The organism is Colwellia meonggei (assembly GCF_057537295.1).
In genome coordinates this window covers 380,320-401,631 of the sequence record NZ_BAAJLZ010000002.1, presented here as the reverse complement: position 1 = coordinate 401,631, position 21,312 = coordinate 380,320, and the positions used below count along the sequence as shown (strand labels likewise).

Annotated in this window: 18 protein-coding genes; 12 read left to right on the top strand and 6 right to left on the bottom strand. The window is 38.2% G+C overall.

The genetic code is table 11. The annotated features are described in order from the left end of the window. Positions 1 to 20: 20 nt before the first annotated feature. From AC27E9_RS07930 to AC27E9_RS07905, 6 genes are all read left to right on the top strand, one after another. On the top strand, positions 21 to 692 hold the full coding sequence (locus AC27E9_RS07930) for a GntR family transcriptional regulator (protein WP_487128945.1): 672 nt from the start codon (positions 21 to 23) through the stop codon (positions 690 to 692). 258 nt (positions 693 to 950) lie between these two features. Next, entirely contained in the window at positions 951 to 2,507 is a 1,557-nt protein-coding gene (locus AC27E9_RS07925) for a SulP family inorganic anion transporter (protein ID WP_487128943.1), read from the top strand. 72 nt (positions 2,508 to 2,579) lie between these two features. Then, the gene (locus AC27E9_RS07920) at positions 2,580 to 2,891 is read left to right on the top strand and encodes a DUF1289 domain-containing protein (RefSeq protein ID WP_487128941.1); all 312 of its coding nucleotides are present in this window, start codon (positions 2,580 to 2,582) and stop codon (positions 2,889 to 2,891) included. Between the two features lie 246 nt (positions 2,892 to 3,137). Then, positions 3,138 to 4,520 carry an amidohydrolase gene (locus tag AC27E9_RS07915; protein WP_487128939.1) on the top strand — a complete coding sequence of 461 codons (1,383 nt, stop codon included), beginning with the start codon at positions 3,138 to 3,140 and terminating at the stop codon, positions 4,518 to 4,520. A 10-nt stretch (positions 4,521 to 4,530) separates the two neighbouring features. After that, complete coding sequence (locus AC27E9_RS07910) at positions 4,531 to 5,790, top strand: amidohydrolase family protein (protein ID WP_487128937.1); 1,260 nt, start codon at positions 4,531 to 4,533, stop codon at positions 5,788 to 5,790. Positions 5,791 to 6,169: 379 nt separating this feature from the next. Next, positions 6,170 to 7,066, top strand: a complete 897-nt coding sequence (locus tag AC27E9_RS07905) for a D-hexose-6-phosphate mutarotase (protein WP_487128927.1) — start codon at positions 6,170 to 6,172, stop codon at positions 7,064 to 7,066. A 32-nt stretch (positions 7,067 to 7,098) separates the two neighbouring features. On the opposite strand, the gene AC27E9_RS07900 is transcribed toward AC27E9_RS07905, so the two are convergent. Both AC27E9_RS07900 and mutH read right to left on the bottom strand, forming a co-directional pair. After that, positions 7,099 to 8,535 (bottom strand): sensor domain-containing diguanylate cyclase, encoded by a 1,437-nt coding sequence (locus AC27E9_RS07900; protein WP_487128921.1) that lies wholly within the window; start codon positions 8,533 to 8,535, stop codon positions 7,099 to 7,101. 119 nt (positions 8,536 to 8,654) lie between these two features. Beyond that, entirely contained in the window at positions 8,655 to 9,332 is a 678-nt protein-coding gene (gene mutH / locus AC27E9_RS07895; protein WP_487128919.1) for a DNA mismatch repair endonuclease MutH, read from the bottom strand. 216 nt (positions 9,333 to 9,548) lie between these two features. Between mutH and rppH the strand changes: the two genes are divergently transcribed. The 4 genes from rppH to AC27E9_RS07875 all read left to right on the top strand — a co-directional run bounded on the left by rppH (position 9,549) and on the right by AC27E9_RS07875 (position 14,410). After that, positions 9,549 to 10,055, top strand: a complete 507-nt coding sequence (gene rppH, locus AC27E9_RS07890) for an RNA pyrophosphohydrolase (protein ID WP_487129191.1) — start codon at positions 9,549 to 9,551, stop codon at positions 10,053 to 10,055. A 212-nt stretch (positions 10,056 to 10,267) separates the two neighbouring features. Beyond that, positions 10,268 to 12,541, top strand: coding sequence for a phosphoenolpyruvate--protein phosphotransferase (ptsP, locus tag AC27E9_RS07885; protein ID WP_487128917.1), 2,274 nt, complete (start codon positions 10,268 to 10,270; stop codon positions 12,539 to 12,541). 55 nt (positions 12,542 to 12,596) lie between these two features. Continuing rightward, positions 12,597 to 13,394 (top strand): sulfite exporter TauE/SafE family protein, encoded by a 798-nt coding sequence (locus tag AC27E9_RS07880; RefSeq protein WP_487128915.1) that lies wholly within the window; start codon positions 12,597 to 12,599, stop codon positions 13,392 to 13,394. A 182-nt stretch (positions 13,395 to 13,576) separates the two neighbouring features. Then, a complete protein-coding gene (locus AC27E9_RS07875; protein WP_487128913.1) occupies positions 13,577 to 14,410 on the top strand; it encodes a thymidylate synthase in 834 nt (277 codons plus the stop codon). 69 nt (positions 14,411 to 14,479) lie between these two features. Here AC27E9_RS07875 and AC27E9_RS07870 read toward each other — a convergent pair whose 3' ends face one another. Both AC27E9_RS07870 and trhP read right to left on the bottom strand, forming a co-directional pair. Beyond that, the gene (locus AC27E9_RS07870) at positions 14,480 to 14,725 is read right to left on the bottom strand and encodes a YfhL family 4Fe-4S dicluster ferredoxin (protein WP_487128911.1); all 246 of its coding nucleotides are present in this window, start codon (positions 14,723 to 14,725) and stop codon (positions 14,480 to 14,482) included. A 3-nt stretch (positions 14,726 to 14,728) separates the two neighbouring features. Then, positions 14,729 to 16,090: a prephenate-dependent tRNA uridine(34) hydroxylase TrhP gene (trhP, locus tag AC27E9_RS07865; protein ID WP_487129189.1), complete on the bottom strand. Its 1,362-nt coding sequence runs from the start codon at positions 16,088 to 16,090 to the stop codon at positions 14,729 to 14,731. A gap of 253 nt (positions 16,091 to 16,343) precedes the next feature. Here trhP and AC27E9_RS07860 point away from each other — a divergent pair, with 253 nt between their 5' ends. Next, positions 16,344 to 17,186, top strand: a complete 843-nt coding sequence (locus tag AC27E9_RS07860) for an HDOD domain-containing protein (protein ID WP_487128909.1) — start codon at positions 16,344 to 16,346, stop codon at positions 17,184 to 17,186. A gap of 71 nt (positions 17,187 to 17,257) precedes the next feature. Here the strand turns inward: AC27E9_RS07860 and rdgC are convergent, their stop codons facing one another. Both rdgC and AC27E9_RS07850 read right to left on the bottom strand, forming a co-directional pair. Then, positions 17,258 to 18,178 carry a recombination-associated protein RdgC gene (gene rdgC / locus AC27E9_RS07855; protein ID WP_487128907.1) on the bottom strand — a complete coding sequence of 307 codons (921 nt, stop codon included), beginning with the start codon at positions 18,176 to 18,178 and terminating at the stop codon, positions 17,258 to 17,260. Positions 18,179 to 18,302: 124 nt separating this feature from the next. Further along, on the bottom strand, positions 18,303 to 20,054 hold the full coding sequence (locus tag AC27E9_RS07850; RefSeq protein WP_487128905.1) for a sensor histidine kinase: 1,752 nt from the start codon (positions 20,052 to 20,054) through the stop codon (positions 18,303 to 18,305). Between the two features lie 325 nt (positions 20,055 to 20,379). Here AC27E9_RS07850 and AC27E9_RS07845 point away from each other — a divergent pair, with 325 nt between their 5' ends. Continuing rightward, positions 20,380 to 21,309 (top strand): porin, encoded by a 930-nt coding sequence (locus AC27E9_RS07845; RefSeq protein WP_487128903.1) that lies wholly within the window; start codon positions 20,380 to 20,382, stop codon positions 21,307 to 21,309. Positions 21,310 to 21,312 lie beyond the last annotated feature (3 nt).

Genomic DNA, 21,312 nt, shown 5'->3' with positions numbered 1-21,312 from the left:
ACATTTTTAGGAAGCCTTGTATGAGCATAGTATATAAAACCAGAACTCAATTAGTTGTTGAAACCCTTAGAGAAAAGATTTTAAGCGGTGAGATTAAAGCTGGTCAACCGTTGCGACAAGCAGCCTTAGCAGAAGAGTTAAATGTCAGCCGTATTCCTGTTCGAGAAGCATTATTGCAATTGGAAGCTGAAGGCCTAGTGGCGTTTGAGCCACATAAAGGGGCAACGGCAACTGAATTGAATGCTGATCAAGTTGATGAATTATTTGAACTTCGTGCCATGTTAGAAGCTGATTTACTGACTAATTCTTTACCTTATATCACTGATGAAAAGCTTGAAGAAGCGACGCAGTTATTGAAGAAGCTAGATAAAGCACTTGGTAAAGAGAATGCAGCTAATACGTGGAGTGAATTAAACTCTGATTATCATAACTGTTTATATTCAGGTGCTGACCGTCCGCAGACTCAGGATTTAGTTAACACTTTAAATAAAAATGCCGACCGATACATTCGCATGCACTTACTTTGGGCTGGCGGAATTTCAAAAGCAGAATCTGAGCACAATGAAATATTAGCTTTGTGTAAAGCGCGTGATGTTGATAATGCCGTTGCGTTATTAAAGCAACACATTCTGGGCTCACGTGATGAAATTAAAGCATTTCTAAATGAACGTGAATCAATTATTAGTGGCTAATCACTAAGTTACCGCAATTCCTTTCTAATGCGAGACTGTTTTATATTTGCTTGAAATTTATGATGTAATTTTGAGCATTTATTGACATTTTAGCGCTATTTCTATAGTATTCCCGCGCCTTCACAACCCGAAAAATAACGATTTTCGTTCTTATTGCCTATCATTAAGACAATATCGGGATAAAGCAAAAGTATTTAAATACAAGCCTATTTTATAGCTCGCTTGTATTTTTGACGTTTAATCAAAGTTGAGAAAATAATGTTTGAATTACACGCCAGTAAAGCGGCAAATTTAAAAAATGATGTGCTGTCGGGTCTTACCGTTGCATTAGCATTAGTACCAGAAGCAGTTGCCTTTGCTTTTGTTGCTGGAGTAGAGCCTCTTGTCGGCTTATACGCTGCCTTTATGGTTGGCTTAATTACCTCTATTTTTGGTGGTCGCCCAGGTATGATTTCTGGCGCCACAGGTGCTATGGCAGTTGTTATGGTGAGTTTAGTTGCAATACATGGGGTTGAATACCTGTTTGCAACTGTGGTGTTAACTGGTGTGCTTCAGATAATGGCAGGGTTATTTAAGCTTGGTAAGTTTATTCGCTTAGTGCCGCACCCGGTAATGTTAGGCTTTGTTAACGGTTTAGCTATTGTAATTTTCTTAGCGCAATTAGGCCAATTTAAAGTGGTTAATGATGCGGGGGTGATGGAGTGGATGCAAGGCAATCAACTTTATACTATGGCTGGTTTGATTGTATTAACAATGGCAATCATTCATTTTTTACCTAAGTTAACAAAAGCGGTTCCTTCTTCACTGGTCGCTATTGTCGTTGTGACTATTCTAGTGCAAAGCCTAGATTTAGATGCCCGTACCGTCGTTGATTTTGTTCGTGATATGACTAATGACCCAGCGGCTTCAATTGCTGGTGGTTTACCACAATTTAGTATTCCTAGTGTGCCGTTTAATCTTGAAACTTTTCAAGTTATTTTACCATTTGCTTTGGTATTGGCGGCAATTGGCTTAATTGAGTCTCTATTAACTTTAACGTTAATTGATGAATTAACAGGTACTCGCGGTCGTGGTAATAAAGAATGTATTGCTCAAGGTGCAGCGAACACAGTTACTGGTTTCTTTGGTGGCATGGGCGGTTGTGCGATGATTGGTCAATCGATGATCAATGTTAATTCTGGGGGCCGAGGTCGTGCTTCTGGTATTACTGCTGCATTAGCATTATTAGGTTTTATCCTATTTGCCTCAGGCTTAATTGAGCAAATACCACTAGCAGCGCTGGTTGGTGTTATGTTTATTGTGGTTATTGGTACGTTTGAATGGTCAAGTTTTAGAATTTTAGGCAAGGTTCCAAAAGCTGATGCATTTGTAATTATTTTAGTTTCTGGTGTAACTGTTGCTACAGACTTAGCAATTGCCGTAGTTGTTGGTGTTATTGTTTCGGCGTTAGTTTTTGCATGGGAACATGCTAAGCATGTAGTTGTTCACCGCTCAATGAATGAAAAAGGTTCGACTGTTTATGACGTAAGTGGCCCTTTATTTTTTGGTTCAGTTTCAAGCTTCTTAGAGCAGTTCGATATGGATAACGACAGCGATGATGTTATTGTTGAGTTTAAAAACTCTCGCGTTGCTGATCATTCAGCAATTGAAGCAATTGACACCTTAGCAGAACGTTATATTAGTCGTGGCAAGCAAATGCACTTAAGGCATTTAAGTAAAGAATGTACACAGCTGTTAACCAAAGCGGGTAGTTTAGTTGAAATCAATGTGATTGAAGATCCTGACTATCACATTGCAACTGACAAGTTAGCTTAGACTTCTATCCTCGTGTGATTGGGTTATACTTAATCACACGAGTAGGTTTTCGATGTTAGTGATAATTACTATATGCAATTAGAGTTTTTTGATGTTCCTAGCCCTTGTATCGGCATTTGTCAGTCAGATGATAAAGGCCAATGCTTAGGCTGTTTTCGTACCCGAGACGAACGCCTGAATTGGACATCATTTGACTCAAATGAACGACAAAAGGTGATTAAACGTTGCCAGCAACGAAAGAAAAGAAAACATGCCCCGGCGAAAGCGAAAGTTATTACTGTTGAAGATAGTGTTGCTGAACAACAGCCTTCCTTATTAGAGCCTGCTAGCAAAAGTAAGCTTGATAATTCCAATGATTTAGATTTTGGCGACTTTGAATTATAAGCCCGAATCTTGATTCCGTTTATCGCAGATAATCGTTAACTCAACGCAATTTTTAATATGCAAACATTTGCCGACTTGTTGTTAGCTACGATTCATAATATCGTATGTTGCTAATATTATGTTAACGCTGATGCGCCGTTAGTTATTTTTAATAAAGCCCGCACTCAATAATAATAAAAATTCATATTTTTAATGAGCTAGCCTAGGCTGCTTACTTGCTATATGAGATACCAAAGGAATAACCTTATGCAAAAACTTCTACCATCTTTTGCGATGGCAGCTATTTCTGTCGCCTTAACGGGCTGTTTGCAGAGTGAGCAGCAAGATGCAAAAGTTGAAATTAACAAGAATCCGTACCCGAGTACTTATAAAGCCCTACCACAACAAACAACCTTGATTAAAAATGCCACGGTATTAACCGGCACAGGTACACGTTTAAATAATACTGATGTCCTAGTTGTTGACGGTAAAATTAGCAAAATTGGCGAAAACTTATCTGCTGCGGGTGCTCAAGAAGTTGATGCAAATGGTAAATGGGTAACCCCGGGTATTATTGATGTGCATTCACACTTAGGCGTGTATCCGAGCCCGTCGGTTGAATCGCATTCTGACGGTAATGAAATGACTTCACCGAACACTTCTGAAGTTTGGGCTGAGCACAGTGTTTGGCCACAAGACCCAGGGTTTCAAGCAGCGCGTGCTGGCGGTATAACTACCTTACAAATTTTACCTGGTTCAGCAAATTTATTTGGTGGTCGCGGTGTAACATTACGTAATGTTCCTAGTGAAACCATGCAAGGCATGAAGTTTCCTAATGCTCCTTATGGCTTGAAAATGGCGTGTGGTGAAAACCCTAAACGTGTTTATGGTAGCCGTAAAGTTTTGCCTTCAACCCGTATGGGAAATATGGCTGGATATCGTATGGCTTGGGCGGAAGCAACTGAATACAAGCGCGCTTGGGAAAAATATGAGGCAGATTATGCTGCAGGTAAGAACCCAATTGCACCAGTGAGAGATATTGAGTTAGACACTTTAAAAGGTGTATTAGACGGTGATATTTTAATTCACAATCATTGTTATAAAGCAGAAGAAATGGCGATGATGATAGACTTAGGTAAAGAATTTAACTATCACTCGGGTACATTCCACCATGCAATTGAAGGCTACAAAATTGCTGATAAGTTAGCTGAAAATGGTAACTGTGCTGCTATGTGGCCAGATTGGTGGGGCTTTAAAATGGAAGCCTATGATATGGTTCATGAGAATGTAGCAATTGTCGATGCGGTGAAAAATTCATGTGCGGTTGTTCATTCTGATTCTTCAAGTACCATTCAACGACTAAACCAAGAAGCCGGTAAAGTTATGTATCGTGCAAATGACAATGGTTTTGAAATTAAGCCAGAATTAGCAATTACTTGGATCACCTCAAATGCAGCTAAGTCATTAGGTTTATCAGATGAAACCGGTAGCTTAGAAGCAGGTAAGAAAGCTGATGTGGTTATTTGGAATCAAAACCCATTTAGCGTTTATGCTCAAGCCGAAAAAGTATTTATTGACGGTGCTAAAGTTTACGATCGTCATGATGATAAATACCAAGCAAAAAGCGATTTCTTACTAGGTCAAAGATAAGGTGACAACAATGAAGCATTTTAAATTATTTAAATCATCACTGATTGCTTTGGCATTGGCGAGTTCGCAAGCAAGTTTTGCCGAAAGTTTTGCAATTACTAACGCTACAGTTCATACAGTAACCGAACAGGGAGTACTTAAAAACGCCACGGTTATTGTTGAAGGTGGCAAAGTTATCGCAATCAACCCTACAACAGTTAATGTCGATACGGTTATTGATGCCGAAGGTAAAATTTTAACACCAGGCTTTATTGGCTCTATGAACCAAATGGGCCTAGTTGAAGTGGGGGCGGTAGCTCGTAGCAGAGATGCTGGCGATAAAAAGGCTGATATTACGTTTGACGCTAGTTTAGCATTTAACCCTCGAACAACTGTAATTCCATATAGCCGAAAAGGTGGCATTACGACTAATATTGTTGCGCCACGTGGTGGCGATGATATGTTTAAAGGCCAAACTTTTGTTGCTGATTTGTCAGGTGAATTTGACAGTGTTCGTGTAAGTAATAACAATGTTATTATTGATTTGGGTGCTAAAAGCAAAGGCTCTAGAGCGTCGAGCCTGCAAAAATTACAAAATAAGCTTGAAGATGCTGCTAAAAAGTTAGCGAAAGCTAAGAAAAGTTCAAACGACAAAAAAGACAAGAAAGAAGCAAAAGAGCCAAGCCGCGAAACAAAAGTGATTAATGCTTTACTGAGTGGTGATAAGGCACTTGTTGCTTACGCCGATAGAGCGACTGATTTACTTGCATTATTGAAGCTTAAAGAAAGCTATAAGTTAGACTTAGTTTTCGTTGGTGCTGCTGATGCGGTATTAATTGCGGATGACATAGCAGCGGCGAAAGTTCCTGTAGTCATGAGCGCACTAGATAATTTGCCAGGCAGTTTTGATTCATTACATGCTTCATTAGAAAATGCGGCTAAACTGACGACGGCAGGTGTTGATGTTGCCTTTACGGTAAGTGGCGATACTCATAACTTGTATCAATTACGTTTTCATGCTGGTAATGCTATTGCAAACGGCTTATCGCGCGAAGATGCTTTGGCAGCCGTTACGGCAAATGTAGCAGATGCGTTTAACCTTGATAGCGGCCGTGTGGCAGTTGGTAAAACCGCTGATTTGGTGTTATGGAGTGCTGATCCTTTTGAATTAAGCTCTTCAGTAGCTAAAATTTGGATTAATGGCAAAGAGTATTCAACGAAAAGCCGTCAAGACAAACTGAGAGAACGCTATACAACAAACAGTAATATGCCGCGGGCATATACTAAGTAACTTAATTTTCAGTAGGTAAAGTTAAATAAAAACCACGCTCTAGCGTGGTTTTTTTATGTACAGGATGTACGGTATATCGCGATCACAAGGATGTGAAAGAGCGTATATGTACAGGATATACGGTCAATTTTTATGTTCCAGACAAAAACTAGGTACCTACATCCGTGTAGGCAATGTCGCGGTTGTATGGATGCAATAGCACGCATGGTTATGTAGGAACGCGAAAATTTACATTTGAAGCTTACTGTAAAATAATATCTAAAAACTGCATCAGTTGTATAAATTATGAAAGTGCTTTCGAATACTTTTCTACTTTCATCCATTAGCTCATTCTTCTAAACTCCTTGCTATCTAAACTATCAAAAGTAACCTCTATTAAATGATCTCGAAACCTTTATTAGACAATGAATTTGGTCACGCAAAATGGCTGATACGTGATGAAAATCAACAAAGCATATGTTTTTCTCACCGTACTTGCCAAGGTGAAGTGAGTTTGCATGGTGGCCAAGTATTATTGTGGCAACCAGTAGAGCAACACGCAGTTTTTTGGCTCAGCGAAGACAGCCAGTATTCAACTTCTAGCGCTATTCGCGGTGGTATTCCCATTTGTTGGCCTTGGTTTGGCGGTGATGTAAAAGCGACTAATGGTGAAGTCATTAAGACCAATAACCATGGCTTTGTTCGCCAAAGTTTATGGCAATTAAATGATATTGAAATAAATAATGATGAAGTAGTTATTGAGTTGTTGTTATCAGGTGAACAGTTTTCTACTTTTTGGCCTGCAGCCTTCAAATTAACGCAGCGTTTGATATTTTCAACAAAGTTTCAACAAATACTGACTATGACAAATTTATCAAATAAAGCGGTTGAATACACCAGCGCGTTGCATAGCTATTTTGCTGTTGGCGACCCTAAGCAGGTTAAAATTGAGAGCCTTGATTTAATCAACTATGACGATAAATTATCTGGTGATAAGATGCAGCGATCATCATTAACAAGCTGCGAGGGGCCTATTGATCGCATCTATTACGACGGCAGCAGCAAAACGCTGATAGATAATGCTTGGCAACGCGCTATAACAGTAACTAGTGATAACTGTCAGCAGTGGGTGCTTTGGAATCCCGGTAAAGCGGCAGCAATGGCTATGGCAGATATGCATCAAGGTAGTGAGCAGGAATTTGTTTGTTTAGAGGCTGCCAACACTCAATGGCAACTAATTCCAAGCCAAGAGAGCGTTAGTATTAGCCAAAAAGTGACAGTTAAGACACTCAGTTAATAGAGATGCTTTAAGTGGTGGCCTAAGTTATATTAGTTAAAGATAACACTTTGATTACGGCCATTATCTTTTGCTTGATAAAGAGCCTTATCTGCACATGAAATATAATCTTTTATGGTGTTGTTTTTAACCGGCAGCTGACAAATACCAAAGCTGACAGTAGTACTAAATGAGTCACTAGTACTTGATAAAGGAAATGAGATAGCGGCTATTTTTTCTCTTATTCTTTCGACAATAATTTGTGCTTGTTGTGCTGTGGTGTCTGGCAGTAGCATAACAAACTCTTCACCACCCCAACGGCCGACAACATCAACGTGCCGCAAGGTTTGTGTTAGTTGTTCCGAAATTACTTGTAGGACATCATCGCCAACCAAATGACCATAGGTATCGTTTATTTTTTTAAAATTATCAATATCTGCCAGTACTACGCAAATACTGTCATTAGCTTGTGCCATATCTTCAAAGCGCCAATGGATATGGCTGCGGTTAGGCAATTGTGTCAGGTAGTCAGTTTCAGAGTCTTTTACTAATTTCGACTTAAAATAAGCAATAATATTTAAAAGCACGACATAAAAAATAATCGAAATAAAGAAGAAAATTATAAATCTACCAACAAAAATTCGCCAATACTCATTTTGTTCGGACGCAGGCGGTGAAACAATGAACATACGCCAATTGAGTTCTTTTATAGGCATTTGCGAAATTAAAACACCATCTTTTGTGGTATACATAACTTCATCAGTTAAATTAGAGTCCATCGGGTTAGATTGGGTAAGGGCTTTAAACCAAGGCAAATCGTCAAGCCGTGTCATTGCATCTTTACGGTGGTGGCTCTCTGTCTTCATAATATCATTAGAGGTTAAGGTGATAACATTATTGTTATCAACAAAAAACAATTCAAAGCCAAAGCTATCTGTAAATTCTTGAAAAGTAGCGGCAAAATGATTCAAGTCTATTGCAACACCAGTAAAACCAATAAATTCATTATTTTTATTTAGAATTTTATTATCAAAATAAAGGTGTGGATCGTCAGCATTGCCTATATCAGTAAATTGACTTCCTGACAGAACTTTTAAACGGTGAAACCATTCTGCCGACTCACTATTAAGCATGGTTTCTTTTGCGTTTGAGTCTATCATAAGGTCGTGTTTTTCTAACGCAATAAACGCTAGCATGTTATAAGAGGTAGCAATACGTTTTAGATAATTAACTAAATACTCTTTTTCTATTTTGTCACCGCTTGCATAATCAATAATAAACTGATTGTCTGCCATAAAACTGGCGACACTAAGAGGGCGAATTATTTCACTTGTAACTAAGGAAAATAGTGGAATAATGGCAGAATGCTGTTGCTTATTATGACTATTAATAATTTCTTTAAAGGTGAGAAATGACGTTAATATGACCGTTATAATGGTGACAAAAAAAGTGACAGCGATGTAGCGATCGAATTTATTTCCAAACTTCATTAAATACTAGTGGCACTCAGTTTTAAGCCTATAGCTTATTTATAGCGCGAATACTAATCTTAAGCCACGTTTTTATTATTAAATTATCATTTCAGTTATAGTTTGATGTTTACTCAGAACTAATTAACACGTAAGTACTTTTGCAATAATGCTTGAGTAAATGAGGTTTTAAGGTAGAAACCACGGGGTAAAGTTTGAAAGGGCTGACCGTGGCGGTTAAAGGCTTGAGTTTTTGCCTGGCTATTGGCTGCTTTCGGTCGTAATTGTAACACTTGACCATATTTACCGTGAATATTTTCAACTTCACCCAGTACAATCATATCTGTTAGTTCTTGCCAGTCGAGTGCCATTAATTGTTCTTCTTCAGGTGATGGTGACCAAATAAACGGTGTGCCAACAAGGCGTTCTGCAATTGGAATATCGCGTTCAGAAATCACAGGTACCCAAAGTACGCGTGATAATTTATTACGAATGTGGCTCGTTTGCCATTGGGCTCCGACGAGTCCCGTCAATGGCGCAACACAAACAAAAGTGGTCTCAAGTGGTTTCCCTTGATAGTTGATCGGCAGTGATTTCAACTCGATACCTAAATCAGGGAAGTCTGGCTCTGGACGAGAACCAGCGCTGGCGCCTAATACCTGTTCTAACAATAAACCAATCCAGCCTTTCTCTCGCTTTAAATTTTCTGGCACTTGCACTTTAATTGAATCGGCAATTTCACCCAATGTCATACCGGCTAAGGCTTGAGCTCGTAGCAGTAATGCTGCTTCATCAATTGGTGGCGTGATAGTATGCAAACGAATGAGTCGGTTAAATAGTGTGACGCTATTATCATGTTAATGTATTGCATTGGGCAAGTTGAATTTAACTATCTGTGGAATTTGTTTTATTTCTATAAATTAAGTCTGCTAAAGAACTAATTAATGTAAATGCAATTAGTGACAATTACCATTTGCCCAAATGTGCATATTGTGGAAGAATCAATAACATTATTAATGCTGTCAGGAGTTCCTTTGATAGATGCCGAAGGCTACAGAGCCAATGTCGGCATAGTAATAATCAATGATAGGGGACAAGTATTTTGGGCACGCCGCTTTGGCCAACATTCTTGGCAATACCCACAAGGTGGGGTTGATGAGGGTGAGTCTGCAGAACAAACCATGTATCGGGAATTAAATGAAGAAGTTGGTTTAAAACCTGAACATGTCAAAATTGTAGCAACGACAAAGCACTGGCTAAGATATAAATTACCAAAAAGGTTAATTAGACACGAAAGTAAACCCGTTTGTATCGGTCAAAAACAGAAATGGTTTTTATTGAAGTTAACGGCACCGGAATCAGCAGTTGATTTATTACATTCAGATCACCCTGAATTTGATGATTGGCGTTGGGTTTCCTACTGGTATCCGGTACGACAGGTCGTGTCATTTAAGCGTGAAGTATACCGTAAAGTGATGAAGGAATTTGCCTTAGCTGCAATGCCTAGCTATCGCCAAGAACGTCGTCGACGTCGCGCATAACATTGTTTACCTAAGATTATTATTATGTAATGTAAATAGCTCACTACGGTGAGCTATTTAGTTTAAACCCTTTGATTTTGAGAATAATATTTATGCCTAAGGATAGCGTTGATTTTTCTCAATTAGCCACGTAGCTGACTGATGATTTACTGATAAATACTGATTGCATGTCATTGCAATTAAACCAATGCAACTTACTTATAGGGACTGTAATGTTAACGACTTTGCGCCAAATCGTTTTGGAATTTAGCCAAGCTGCGGAGTTGGAGCCTGCGTTATTGCGACTAGTATCTCAGGTTAAAGATGCACTATCAGCGCAATGTTGTTCAGTTTATTTCGCCGATCACCACAAGCAACACTTCTTATTAATGGCCTCAGATGGCTTAGCTGAAAATGCCTTTGGTCGCACTAGTATTGGTTTTACCGAAGGGTTGATTGGTTTGGTTGGTCAACGAGAGGAACCAATTAATATTGCTAATGCCCAACAACATCCGGATTTTATCCATGCACCTGAAGTTGAAGAAGACAAATATCAGGCTTTTTTGGGTACACCAATTATTCATCAACGTAAGGTGCTGGGTATATTAACTGTTCAACAAGAACAAGCACGTAATTTTTCTGAAAATGAAGAAGCATTTTTGGTGACATTGTCTGCACAGCTCGCCAATGCCATGGCAAATATTGAAGCGCAGGGCTTGATGGCAGTTAGTAATAATCAACATGTTGTTAATACTCACAAGGGAATTGGTGGTGCGCCAGGTATTGCTATTGGTGAAATGATAGTTGTTCATCCCATAGTTGAGTTATCAAGTGTTATTGTTCGAAAAGAAGAAAATAGTTTGCAGCAAATTGCTCGACTTAATGAATCGGTAAAAAATACGCTTGCTGAATTTAGTGTTATGGGGAGAAAGCTCAGTAATATTATTTCTGATAGTAGTTTAGATATTTTTGAGGTTTATAAGCAGTTATTAGAGAGCGATAATTTTAAAGATGAAATTATCAGTAAAATAAAGCAAGGCTGGAATGCAGAAAGCGCGCTTAAAATTGTCGTCGATAACTATATAGTGCAATTTGAAGCACTTGACGATGATTACCTCCGAGAGCGCGCTAGTGATATTAAAGATTTAGGCAATCGATTATTAAAGAATTTACAAAACCATAAAAATCATAAACAACAGCTGCCCGAAGAGTTTTTATTAGTTGCACAAGATGTAACCGCTTCAATGATCGCTGAACATCAGCACTTGGGCTTGTTGGGTATCATTTCATTAAGTGGTTCGAATAATTCCCACGCAGCTATTTTGGCGAAAGCACTGAATATTCCGGCGATTATGGGTATCGAGTATTTACCCTTTCAAACATTACATCGGCAACAGGTTATTTTAGATGGCTATTCATGTCAGCTTCATGTTGCTCCCAATGATACCTTGATCACAGAGTATCAACATATTTTACAGGCTGAAGGGCAGTTGCAAGCGCAAGTTAATAAGGTTGCGCATTTACCTGCAACCACCCTTGATGATCATAGTGTTAGTTTGATGGTTAATAGTGGTTTGTCATCAGGTTTTGAGTTTACTCATAATGTTGGAGCTGATGGTGTTGGTTTATATCGTACCGAAATTCCATTTATGAACCGAAGCTGTTTTCCATCGGAATTGGAGCAAACTTTATTATACAGACAAGTTCTAACATCGTTTAAAGGTCAGCCAGTCATCATGAGAACGCTTGACGTTGGCGGCGATAAATCATTACCTTACTTTCCGATTGCTGAAGCTAATCCATTTTTAGGTTGGCGTGGCATTCGTATAACCTTAGATCATCCAGAAATATTCTTAGTACAAATTCGCGCTATGATGAAAGCAAGCGTTGGCTTAGAAAATTTATCGATCATGTTGCCGATGATTTCAAATTTAAATGAAGTTGATGAAGCAATGCGGCTAATTAACCAAGCTTATTATGAATTATCAGCGGAATTGTCAAATCAAGACGGTGCTAAACTTCTAAAACCTAAAGTAGGCGTTATGGTCGAAGTCCCTAGTATTATTTTTCAGCTTGAAGACTTAGCAAGTAAAGTTGATTTTTTCTCTGTGGGTAGTAACGATTTAACGCAGTACCTGCTTGCCGTTGATCGAAATAACAAGCGGGTAGCAAGTTTGTATGACTTTTATCATCCAGCAATTTTAAAAGCATTACATCATATTGCAGAGAAAAGTCAGCGATGCAATGTTCCCCTAAGCATATGTGGAGAACTGGCCAATGAGCCGATTGGTGCTTTATTGCTTATGGCAATGGGATACGAAAAGTTAAGTATGAGTGCACACAGCTTAGCGAAAGTTAAATGGGCTATTCGTCATGTTGAATATCAGCAATTAAAAACTATTTTAGCTCATGTATTAACATTAACCTCATCAAAAAAAGTGCATAGCTATATGCATCAACAATTACTCAGTTTAGGCTTAGAAGATTTTGTACAGGTAAGGTTATAGCCTTTATGCTATGCTCCTGCCAATATTTAAGGTTTGAAAGTTGGTCAAATAGCTAATGTCGATGTTTGCTAGTGTTTTCCTTGCATGTACCTTATTAGGTTCTGTTGTTGGTTTTTTTGCTGGTTTGCTTGGTATCGGTGGCGGCCTAATTATTGTTCCCGTTTTAGTTTATTTATTGCCATTGCTAGGGATTAGCAGTGAAATTGCATTACCTATGGCATTGGCAACCTCGTTAGCTTCAATAATCTTTACGTCTTCCTCTGCAACTAGAGCTCACCATAAAAATGGCAATATACCTTGGCATATTGCTAAACAACTAGTTTTTACCGTTGCTATTGGCGGTGTATTAGGCGCTATTATTGCTGGGTCATTGTCACTAAATGCGCTAACTAATTTATTTGCCAGCGCTGTTTTTCTGTTGGCAATTTATATGTTTTTATCAATTAGAGTTGAGCGTAGTGTTGCACTACCAAACCATGCAATGTTGGCCACCATTGGTTTATTGTCAGGGATAATTGCTAGTTTAATGGGTATTGCCGGTGGCGCTATATTGGTGCCTATTCTTATGTATTGCTCATTAACTATGCGACAAGCCATTGGTGTAGCAACCGTGTGCGGTATTGTGGTCGCCTTTTTTGGTGCGCTTGGTTATATTTTTATTGCGCCAGCACAAGCAATATTACCGCAATGGAGCTTAGGTTATATCTATTTACCTGCTTTACTCGGTATTGTACTAACTTCATCGTTATGTGCACCTATAGGCGTAAAAGTGGCGGCGCGACTACCTGTATCTCATCTAAAAAAAGGCTTTGCCGTATTTCTGATGTTAGTGGCGATTAAAATGATGTTTTAATGGCGATAGTTTTTGCCTCAACGATAATAATTAGGCATAATTTTACTCGATAATTACGCTGGTTAACGTCGCTGAATTTATTTATGTGAACTTTGTTTTAACGTTCAAATATTAATGATGGTGTTGGCGTTGATGATTATTGTGGTGATAACTGATTTAAATGATTTTTTAAGGAAAACTGAGTGAAAGCATATCTAGACTTAATGCGCCATGTACGAGATGAAGGGGTTGAAAAAGCAGATAGAACCGGTACAGGTACTAAAAGTATTTTTGGCCATCAAATGCGTTTTGATCTTGCGAAAGGTTTCCCATTAGTCACCACTAAAAAATGTCATTTAAAGTCGATTATTCATGAATTGCTATGGTTCATCAAAGGTGAATCTAATATTGCCTACTTAAAAGAGAATGGTGTAAAAATATGGGATGATTGGGCAACTGAAGATGGTGAATTGGGCCCAGTATATGGTGTGCAATGGCGAAGCTGGCCAGCGCAAAATGGCGAAACAATTGATCAACTTGCACAATTAATTGATGATTTAAAAAATAACCCTGATTCACGCCGCCATATTATCACGGCGTGGAATCCCGCTTTATTGCCAGATACTTCAATTAGCCCAGATGCGAACGCTGCACTTGGTAAGCAAGCATTGCCACCTTGTCATACCTTATTTCAGTTTTATGTATTAAACGGTAAGTTAAGTTGTCAGTTATACCAACGAAGTGCAGATATCTTTTTGGGAGTACCATTTAATATCGCTAGTTACGCTTTATTTACTATGATGATTGCGCAAGTTTGTGATTTAGAGCTTGGTGATTTTGTACATACATTTGGTGACGCACATTTGTATTTGAATCATTCAGAGCAAGTTGATGAGCAACTTACTCGTGAGCCACTTCCGCTTCCAACTATGGCAATTAACCCTGATGTTAGCAGTATATTTGACTTTACCTTTGAAGACTTTGAGTTACAAAACTATCAGTCACATGCCCATATTAAAGCACCTATTTCAGTGTAGCTTTATCTAAAAATAATATATTAAATGAAAAAAGGAGCTGTTTAGCTCCTTTTTGAATTTGTTATTTCATTAGCCATGCATACGCAAAAATTTTGCTAATAAAATCTCTTCGTTTTCTACCTTGTCGGGGTCTGGTTTAATGCAGTCAATAGGGCATACAGAAACGCAGGTCGGTTTATCATAATGACCTACACATTCTGTGCACTTATCAACATCTATTTCGTAAACACTTTCTCCCATTGAAATAGCTTCATTAGGGCATTCAGGGTCGCACATATCACAATTAATACAACTATTCTCAATAAGCAGAGCCATGCGTTACTTGCCTTGATTTTGGGCAAATGGGTGACGAGTTGTGCCACCGTCGGTTAAATAACGCATTATAATACCAAATGATAAATCAACATCGCTGTTTAGCTCGATGGCAACTTTATGACCAGAGCCTTTGGCGTCATCTACCGGCTCGCCTTTTAGGTTCTGCATTTTTTTCAAAGTAAAGCTTTGATTGCCTGCTGGTGTCATTAGTTCTAATTCGTCACCAACTAAAAACTTATTTTTTACGTCGATTTCGATTAAACCAGTTTCTTCATTGCGGCCAATTACTTCACCAACGAACTGTTGAGTGTCACTTTTTGAATAACCATAATCATAGTTTTGCGTATCACCGTGGCGATGGCGTTGTAAGAAACCTTCAGTATAACCGCGGTGAGCTAAATGTTCTAAGTCAGTATTTAAGCGGCCATCAAATGCTTTACCATTAACGGCATCAATCATGGCTTGGTTGTATATTTGTGCGGTACGCGCACAGTAGTAGAAAGACTTAGTACGACCTTCAATTTTTAGTGAGTGAACACCCATGTTCACTAAACGCTCAACATGCTCTACGGCACGTAGGTCTTTTGAATTCATGATATAAGTGCCATGCTCATCTTCAAATGCAGGCATATACTCACCAGGGCGTCCTTGCTCTTGAAGTAAAACTACATCTTCAAAAGGTTTTTGTTCAGGAACATAAATTTCGGCAGGTTGTGTTGCTATAATATCACCAGTTTCAGTTTCTTTTGCTGGGTGACTGTCGTATTTCCAACGACAAGAATTAGTACATGTACCTTGGTTGGGGTCACGTTTGTTGATGTAGCCAGATAATAAACAACGTCCAGAATACGCCATACATAATGCGCCATGAACAAACACTTCGAGCTCAATCTCTGGACAACGGAAACGAATTTCTTCAATTTCATCTAATGAAAGTTCACGGGAAAGAATAACACGCTCAATCCCCTGTTGATGCCAAAACTTTACGGTTGACCAGTTAACTGCATTGGCTTGAACTGACAGGTGAATAGGCATATCAGGGAAGTTTTCACGTACCATCATAATTAAGCCAGGATCTGACATGATTAACGCATCTGGGCCCATCTCAATCACAGGCTTTATATCACGTAAAAATGTTTGAAGTTTACTATTGTGTGGCGCGATGTTATTCACTAAGTAAAACTTTTTACCTAGAGCATGGGCTTCATCAATACCTATCTTGATATTTTCTAAGCTAAATTCATTATTCCGCACTCTAAGAGAGTATCTTGGTTGGCCTGCATAAACGGCATCAGCACCATACGCAAAGGCATAGCGCATGTTTTTTAGACTTCCGGCAGGAGATAATAATTCAGGCTTAAGCATAACAAAATTCAACATAGTAAAATCGGTCGCGCATTATAATTTACTTTAGTTGCTGTCACGGTATTTTGTTCAGTTAAGTTGATCTTGATCAAATACTGCGGTGTTGGGCTGGGTGCTTTTGTATGAGTAGCTCGTTAGTAAGTTGGATATTATTGCTGAATGAGTGGAGAAAAAAACTCTGCTTAACTGTCGTATTTTCAATATATTGTGCTAAGTTAATTTATGGAATAACACTAAAAATAAAGGAAGATTTATGGGCGCAGAAAATGCACTTTATACAATACTTGTTGAGAAAATTAAGCAAGACGCTTTAGTACTACCTACTTTACCTGAAATCGCGTTAAAAGTTAGAAGCGCAGCCGATGACCCAGAAATAAATCTTGGCAAAATGAGTGAAATTATTGCCCAAGATCCTGCTTTGTCATTAGGTATGTTGAAAGTCGCGAATAGCGTAGTATTTGGTCGAACGATAAAAGTCGAAACGGTTGCTCAATCGGTTACTCGCATCGGATTAACGCAAATAAAAAGCATTGCTACCGCAATGGCAATTGAACAAATGTTTGTTTCTGATAACTCCACTATCGCAGAATATATGCAAAAATCGTGGAATAAAACCGTTGATGTTGCTTCTGTTGCTATTTCTTTAATGACTTTATATTTACAAAAAAACAAGCATACGACATTCTCACTTGACACCATTACGCTTGCAGCATTAGTTCATAATATTGGTGTATTGCCCATTTTAACCGAAGCAGAAAATCACCCTGAAGTATTTGCAAACCCAGCCTTTATTCAGCAAGCAATTATTAAATTTTCTAATGAGATAGGTGCTGAAGTAACAAAAGCTTGGGAATTCCCAGAAGAGTTTATTGAGCTAGTAACTGCGTGGAATGATTTATCCGTTCTACCAAAAGAGGTACATTATCTTGACTTTATTCGTGCTGGCGCAGTTTATCACGAGATTTTTAAAAGCGAATCTACCCGGGATATCCTGCTGAAAAGTTATGTAACTAAAGGTATATTACCTGAGGTAGATTATATGGCGTCTGAAGAGTTTGAAAGTTTACTGGTAGAAGCAAGAGCCATGTTTAGCTAATTATAATGGCTATGAAAACTGATAGTTGAATAACAAAAAAGGCGCCTAGCGCCTTTTTTAATAAGCGAAAGTTACTCTTCTAAGTAGTCAGCAGCTTTAAGTGAAAACTCTGCTAATAAGTGTTCAATAAAACGATTGAGCTCGCCAGCCATTAGCGCAAAGTCAGCATCAAGTTTGGCAATAACATCATCGCTATCAATGTCGTCGTTTTGCTCTTGAATAACGTCATAAAATTTAAGGCGCTTAATAGCTAAATCATCACAAAGAATAAAAGACAAAGACTCATCCCACTCTAAGGCTACTTTGACCACATATTTATCAGCATCTAGATGAGCTTTTATTTCTTCGCTGGTTAAGTCTTGATTTTTAACGCGAACCACTGCACCGTCATCACCTAAGGCATTAAATTCCGCTTCCATACCAAGTTGGAAATTAGCACCTAAGTTGTTTTCAATAAGCCAATCAGTCATAACTTCATCTGGTGCTTTTTCAGGTGAAGGCGTAGTCACAGGTAAAGTACCTAAAGATTTGCGTAATAGGGCAAGAAAGTCTTCGGCTTTGCCACGGCTGCTGGTGTTAACCACAATGATATTGTTCGCAGCGTTGATGTAGGCATGTGTGTCACTGTAGCGAGAGAACGCGCGAGGTAGTAATTCAAAAATAATATCTTCTTTGAATTGTTCTTTTTCTTTTTTCGTGGCACCACGTGACTGTTCTTCTTCTAACTGTGCTACTTTTTGTTCCAGCATATCTTTAATAACAGGTGCTGGAAGAATTTTCTCTTCTTTACGGGCACACAATAAAAAGTTGCCATTAACACCATGAACAATGGTTTCACCATGTTTACCTAATGCGTTAACCCAACCAAAGTGAGACTGTTCAGTTGAAGCACATGGCGTAAATAGGTGCTCAGATAATTGTTTTTCTAAATCAGCTTCTGAACATTCAAACGGGCGAGTAAAGGCGAAAAAGTAAAGGTTTTTAAACCACATTAAGAGAATCCTAGGCCCTGACACTGCGGGCGAATAATTGAAAAACGAGCGTTATATTACCGCAATTAATTACCTTGCGCACGCCTATATTTTTGTTGGTTATGTGAATATACGAAAGCTATTATTAGTTCATACTACTAAACTCGATGTCGTATCGTAAGCCTTCTCCAGGTGTTGAGCTAGCTTTGACTTTGCCCCCTAAGGTATCGTGTACTAAATCATATACAATATGTGTTCCTAAGCCTGAGCCACCTTGGCCTTCTGCAGTGGTATAAAAAGCATCAAATAGATGTGTGAGTTGCTGAGCGGATAGCCCATGCCCGTTGTCTTGATACGTTATATGCAAGTGATCACCTGTTTGTCGAACTATGATATTGATCACACCGCGATTAATGTCTCTAAAACCATGAATCATGGAGTTAATAATGAGGTTGGTGAATATTTGAGAAAAGGCACCTGCATGACAGTAAATTTCGGAATTTTCGGGGCAGTCAACCTTAATGCTATGATTGGTTTTCTTTAGCTTAGGGTGTAAAGAGTGGATAATTTCATCAAGATATTTCCCAATATTGACCAAGCGAATCTTGTCACTTATTTGATCAACTGCAACTTGCTTATAACTTGTCACTAGGTCAGATATTCTACCTAAATTATTGAGAACAATATTTAAGCCTTGTTCAGAATTTTGGGTAAATTCATTCAATACACGCTTACTTAAAGTGTTTTTGCCAATATCACTTTTCAGTGAGGCAAGTAAGTCAGCCAAATAACTGGTTGAGGTAATGCTCACACCTATTGGTGTATTGATTTCATGAGAGACCTCTGCAGAAATATTACCGAGAATTGCCATTTTTTCTGCATCAAGTAATCGTTCTTGTGCTTTATTTAATTCTATAATCGAACTTTTTAATTCATGATTAGTATCAATCAAGGTTTTTTCGGTAACACTTCTGCGATTGTTTTCCGCTTGAAGTTTACTTTGTTGCTCAAGTAATTCGCGTTGCTGCATTTCCATTTTTAACATAGTAGTGCTTAAGGATGAGGTTTTGCGGGCAACTTCTTGCTCTAGCATTAAGTTTTGTTCATCAAGTTGGCTATTAGTGGAAATAATTTTATTCTGAGCTTGGGCTAACTGTTCTTTATAGAGCACGAGTTCATCAATCAAATTATTGTAAGCATTTTGCAGTATATTCAATTCATTATTTTCATAATTAATAACATGCAATTTTGATGCTTCAGGATCGTCAATATCAAATTGGTTAATTTGTTCGGTAAGTTCATTAAGTGGGTTAGTGAGTAACTGAGAAAAAGCAATAGAAAACAGTAAAACTAAAGCTGCTGTTTTCACCATAGCATTGCCGATGAGAAAATATATGCCCACTTGAATACGATTAAAAATTACTTCATTACTGGAAAGTAAAGTAACTGAGCCCACTTTAGTTGTGCGACCTGAAAATTCGAAAATGAGCGGGAATGAATGACCAAATAAACCATCGCTACTTGAGCTAACATTAAAATACTCATTATCAGCAATATCATCGCTTAATGTTTCCATATTAAGAGTTTCTTCGTCAGCGACTAAACCTAGTTGCGCAATGATTTGTTCATTTTCATCGGTAATAGTGATGCCTTTGATCATCGGAATTGCCACTAGTCCGTCTGCAATATCAATTGCTTGCTGAGTATTAAGCTCCCATACCGCACGCGTTAAACTACCACTAAAGGTTTTTTCTAGTGTTAGAAGTTCACTAGTGATATGACTTTTGGTATTGATATACTCGGCGCCGATTTGCACACAGGTAACAAGAAAGGTCAAAACAAAATAAAATGACAATACACGGGCAAGTAATTTTCGTGACAGGCTTGTAGTTTTCATTAAATATTTCTTTTATTTCGTATTTATTGATTTTAGCTTTTTTATCGCAGGTTAAAAGTTTTTTTTAAAATATTGTGTTTTTCCTACTTGAATAATAGCTTGAAAGTTATTGAGTTTTCACTATATTTTAATGGCAATGTCATTTTACTGCATAAAAAATGCAATAAAATCATCACTAAATAGCCATAAAAAAATAAACTAAATTTAGCAAAAGTGTCATATTTATTTGTAGTATCATGCTCCGTGTCACAAAAGTGTCATAAAGGTTTGGCAAAATAGCCGCAATTAATTTTTAGACATACTTAAATCTTTTAAAGGTATCCACATGAAACATACGTACAACAAAATCGCTGTAGCATTATTGTCTTCTTTATCGTTATCGGCATTTGCAGCTGATGTTGACATTTATGGTAAAGCTAATCTTTCAGTGCAGTCATCAGACGAAGGTGAAGGTTCTTTTACCGAAGTGAAAAGTAATGCTTCTCGCATTGGTTTAAAAGGTACGCATGATTTAGGGGATGGCTTAACTGTTATTTATAAAGCAGAGTTTCAAGTTGACTTAGACGGTGATAGCGAAAAAGGTGATAGTATCACTGATCGTAACCAATATGTTGGCTTAGCGGGTAGCTTTGGTGAAGTTTTACTCGGTAAAAACGATACTATGCTTAAGCAATCACAAGGTAAAGTGGATTTATTCAGTGATTTAAATGGTGATATTAAAAATTTATGGAAAGGTGAAAACCGTATGGCAGACACTATTTCATACAAAACACCAAAGTTTAATGGTTTCCAAGTGGGGGTTACTTATGTTGCCGAAGATGCGGTTGATGCCGAAGACGGTACATCTATCGCAGTATTTTATGGTGATAAAAAACTGAAAAAGTCTAAGATATTCGCTTCAGTTGCGATGGACTCTGAAGTTAAAGGCTATGATATTACACGCGCTACTGTGCAGGGTAAAATTGGCGGTGGCGTTGTTTTAGGTGCTATGGTACAAACGCAAGAGAAGGTTGATGGTAGTGCTGAAATGGACGGTTTCATGGTTTCAGCAAAATACAAAATGGATAAAATTACTTTCAAAGGCCAGTACCAAGCTGCGAACTTTGACGGCGGCGATGACAAATCAGGTATCACTGTTGGTGCTGACTACTCATTAGCAAAAAGTACTAAACTTTATACTTTCTACACTAGCTTCGATATGGACTCAGGCGAAGATCAAGACTATTTAGCGGCAGGTATTGAATACAAGTTTTAATAA

What these genes read in the sequence shown, in the direction of transcription:
- AC27E9_RS07930 (WP_487128945.1), top strand. Translation starts at nt 21, where the DNA reads ATGAGCATAGTATATAAAACCAGAACTCAATTAGTTGTTGAAACCCTT.
- AC27E9_RS07925 (WP_487128943.1), top strand. Translation starts at nt 951, where the DNA reads ATGTTTGAATTACACGCCAGTAAAGCGGCAAATTTAAAAAATGATGTG.
- AC27E9_RS07920 (WP_487128941.1), top strand. Translation starts at nt 2,580, where the DNA reads ATGCAATTAGAGTTTTTTGATGTTCCTAGCCCTTGTATCGGCATTTGT.
- AC27E9_RS07915 (WP_487128939.1), top strand. Translation starts at nt 3,138, where the DNA reads ATGCAAAAACTTCTACCATCTTTTGCGATGGCAGCTATTTCTGTCGCC.
- AC27E9_RS07910 (WP_487128937.1), top strand. Translation starts at nt 4,531, where the DNA reads ATGAAGCATTTTAAATTATTTAAATCATCACTGATTGCTTTGGCATTG.
- AC27E9_RS07905 (WP_487128927.1), top strand. Translation starts at nt 6,170, where the DNA reads ATGATCTCGAAACCTTTATTAGACAATGAATTTGGTCACGCAAAATGG.
- AC27E9_RS07900 (WP_487128921.1), bottom strand. Translation starts at nt 8,535, where the DNA reads ATGAAGTTTGGAAATAAATTCGATCGCTACATCGCTGTCACTTTTTTT.
- ptsP (WP_487128917.1), top strand. Translation starts at nt 10,268, where the DNA reads ATGTTAACGACTTTGCGCCAAATCGTTTTGGAATTTAGCCAAGCTGCG.
- AC27E9_RS07880 (WP_487128915.1), top strand. Translation starts at nt 12,597, where the DNA reads ATGTCGATGTTTGCTAGTGTTTTCCTTGCATGTACCTTATTAGGTTCT.
- AC27E9_RS07870 (WP_487128911.1), bottom strand. Translation starts at nt 14,725, where the DNA reads ATGGCTCTGCTTATTGAGAATAGTTGTATTAATTGTGATATGTGCGAC.
- trhP (WP_487129189.1), bottom strand. Translation starts at nt 16,090, where the DNA reads ATGCTTAAGCCTGAATTATTATCTCCTGCCGGAAGTCTAAAAAACATG.
- AC27E9_RS07860 (WP_487128909.1), top strand. Translation starts at nt 16,344, where the DNA reads ATGGGCGCAGAAAATGCACTTTATACAATACTTGTTGAGAAAATTAAG.
- rdgC (WP_487128907.1), bottom strand. Translation starts at nt 18,178, where the DNA reads ATGTGGTTTAAAAACCTTTACTTTTTCGCCTTTACTCGCCCGTTTGAA.
- AC27E9_RS07850 (WP_487128905.1), bottom strand. Translation starts at nt 20,054, where the DNA reads ATGAAAACTACAAGCCTGTCACGAAAATTACTTGCCCGTGTATTGTCA.
- AC27E9_RS07845 (WP_487128903.1), top strand. Translation starts at nt 20,380, where the DNA reads ATGAAACATACGTACAACAAAATCGCTGTAGCATTATTGTCTTCTTTA.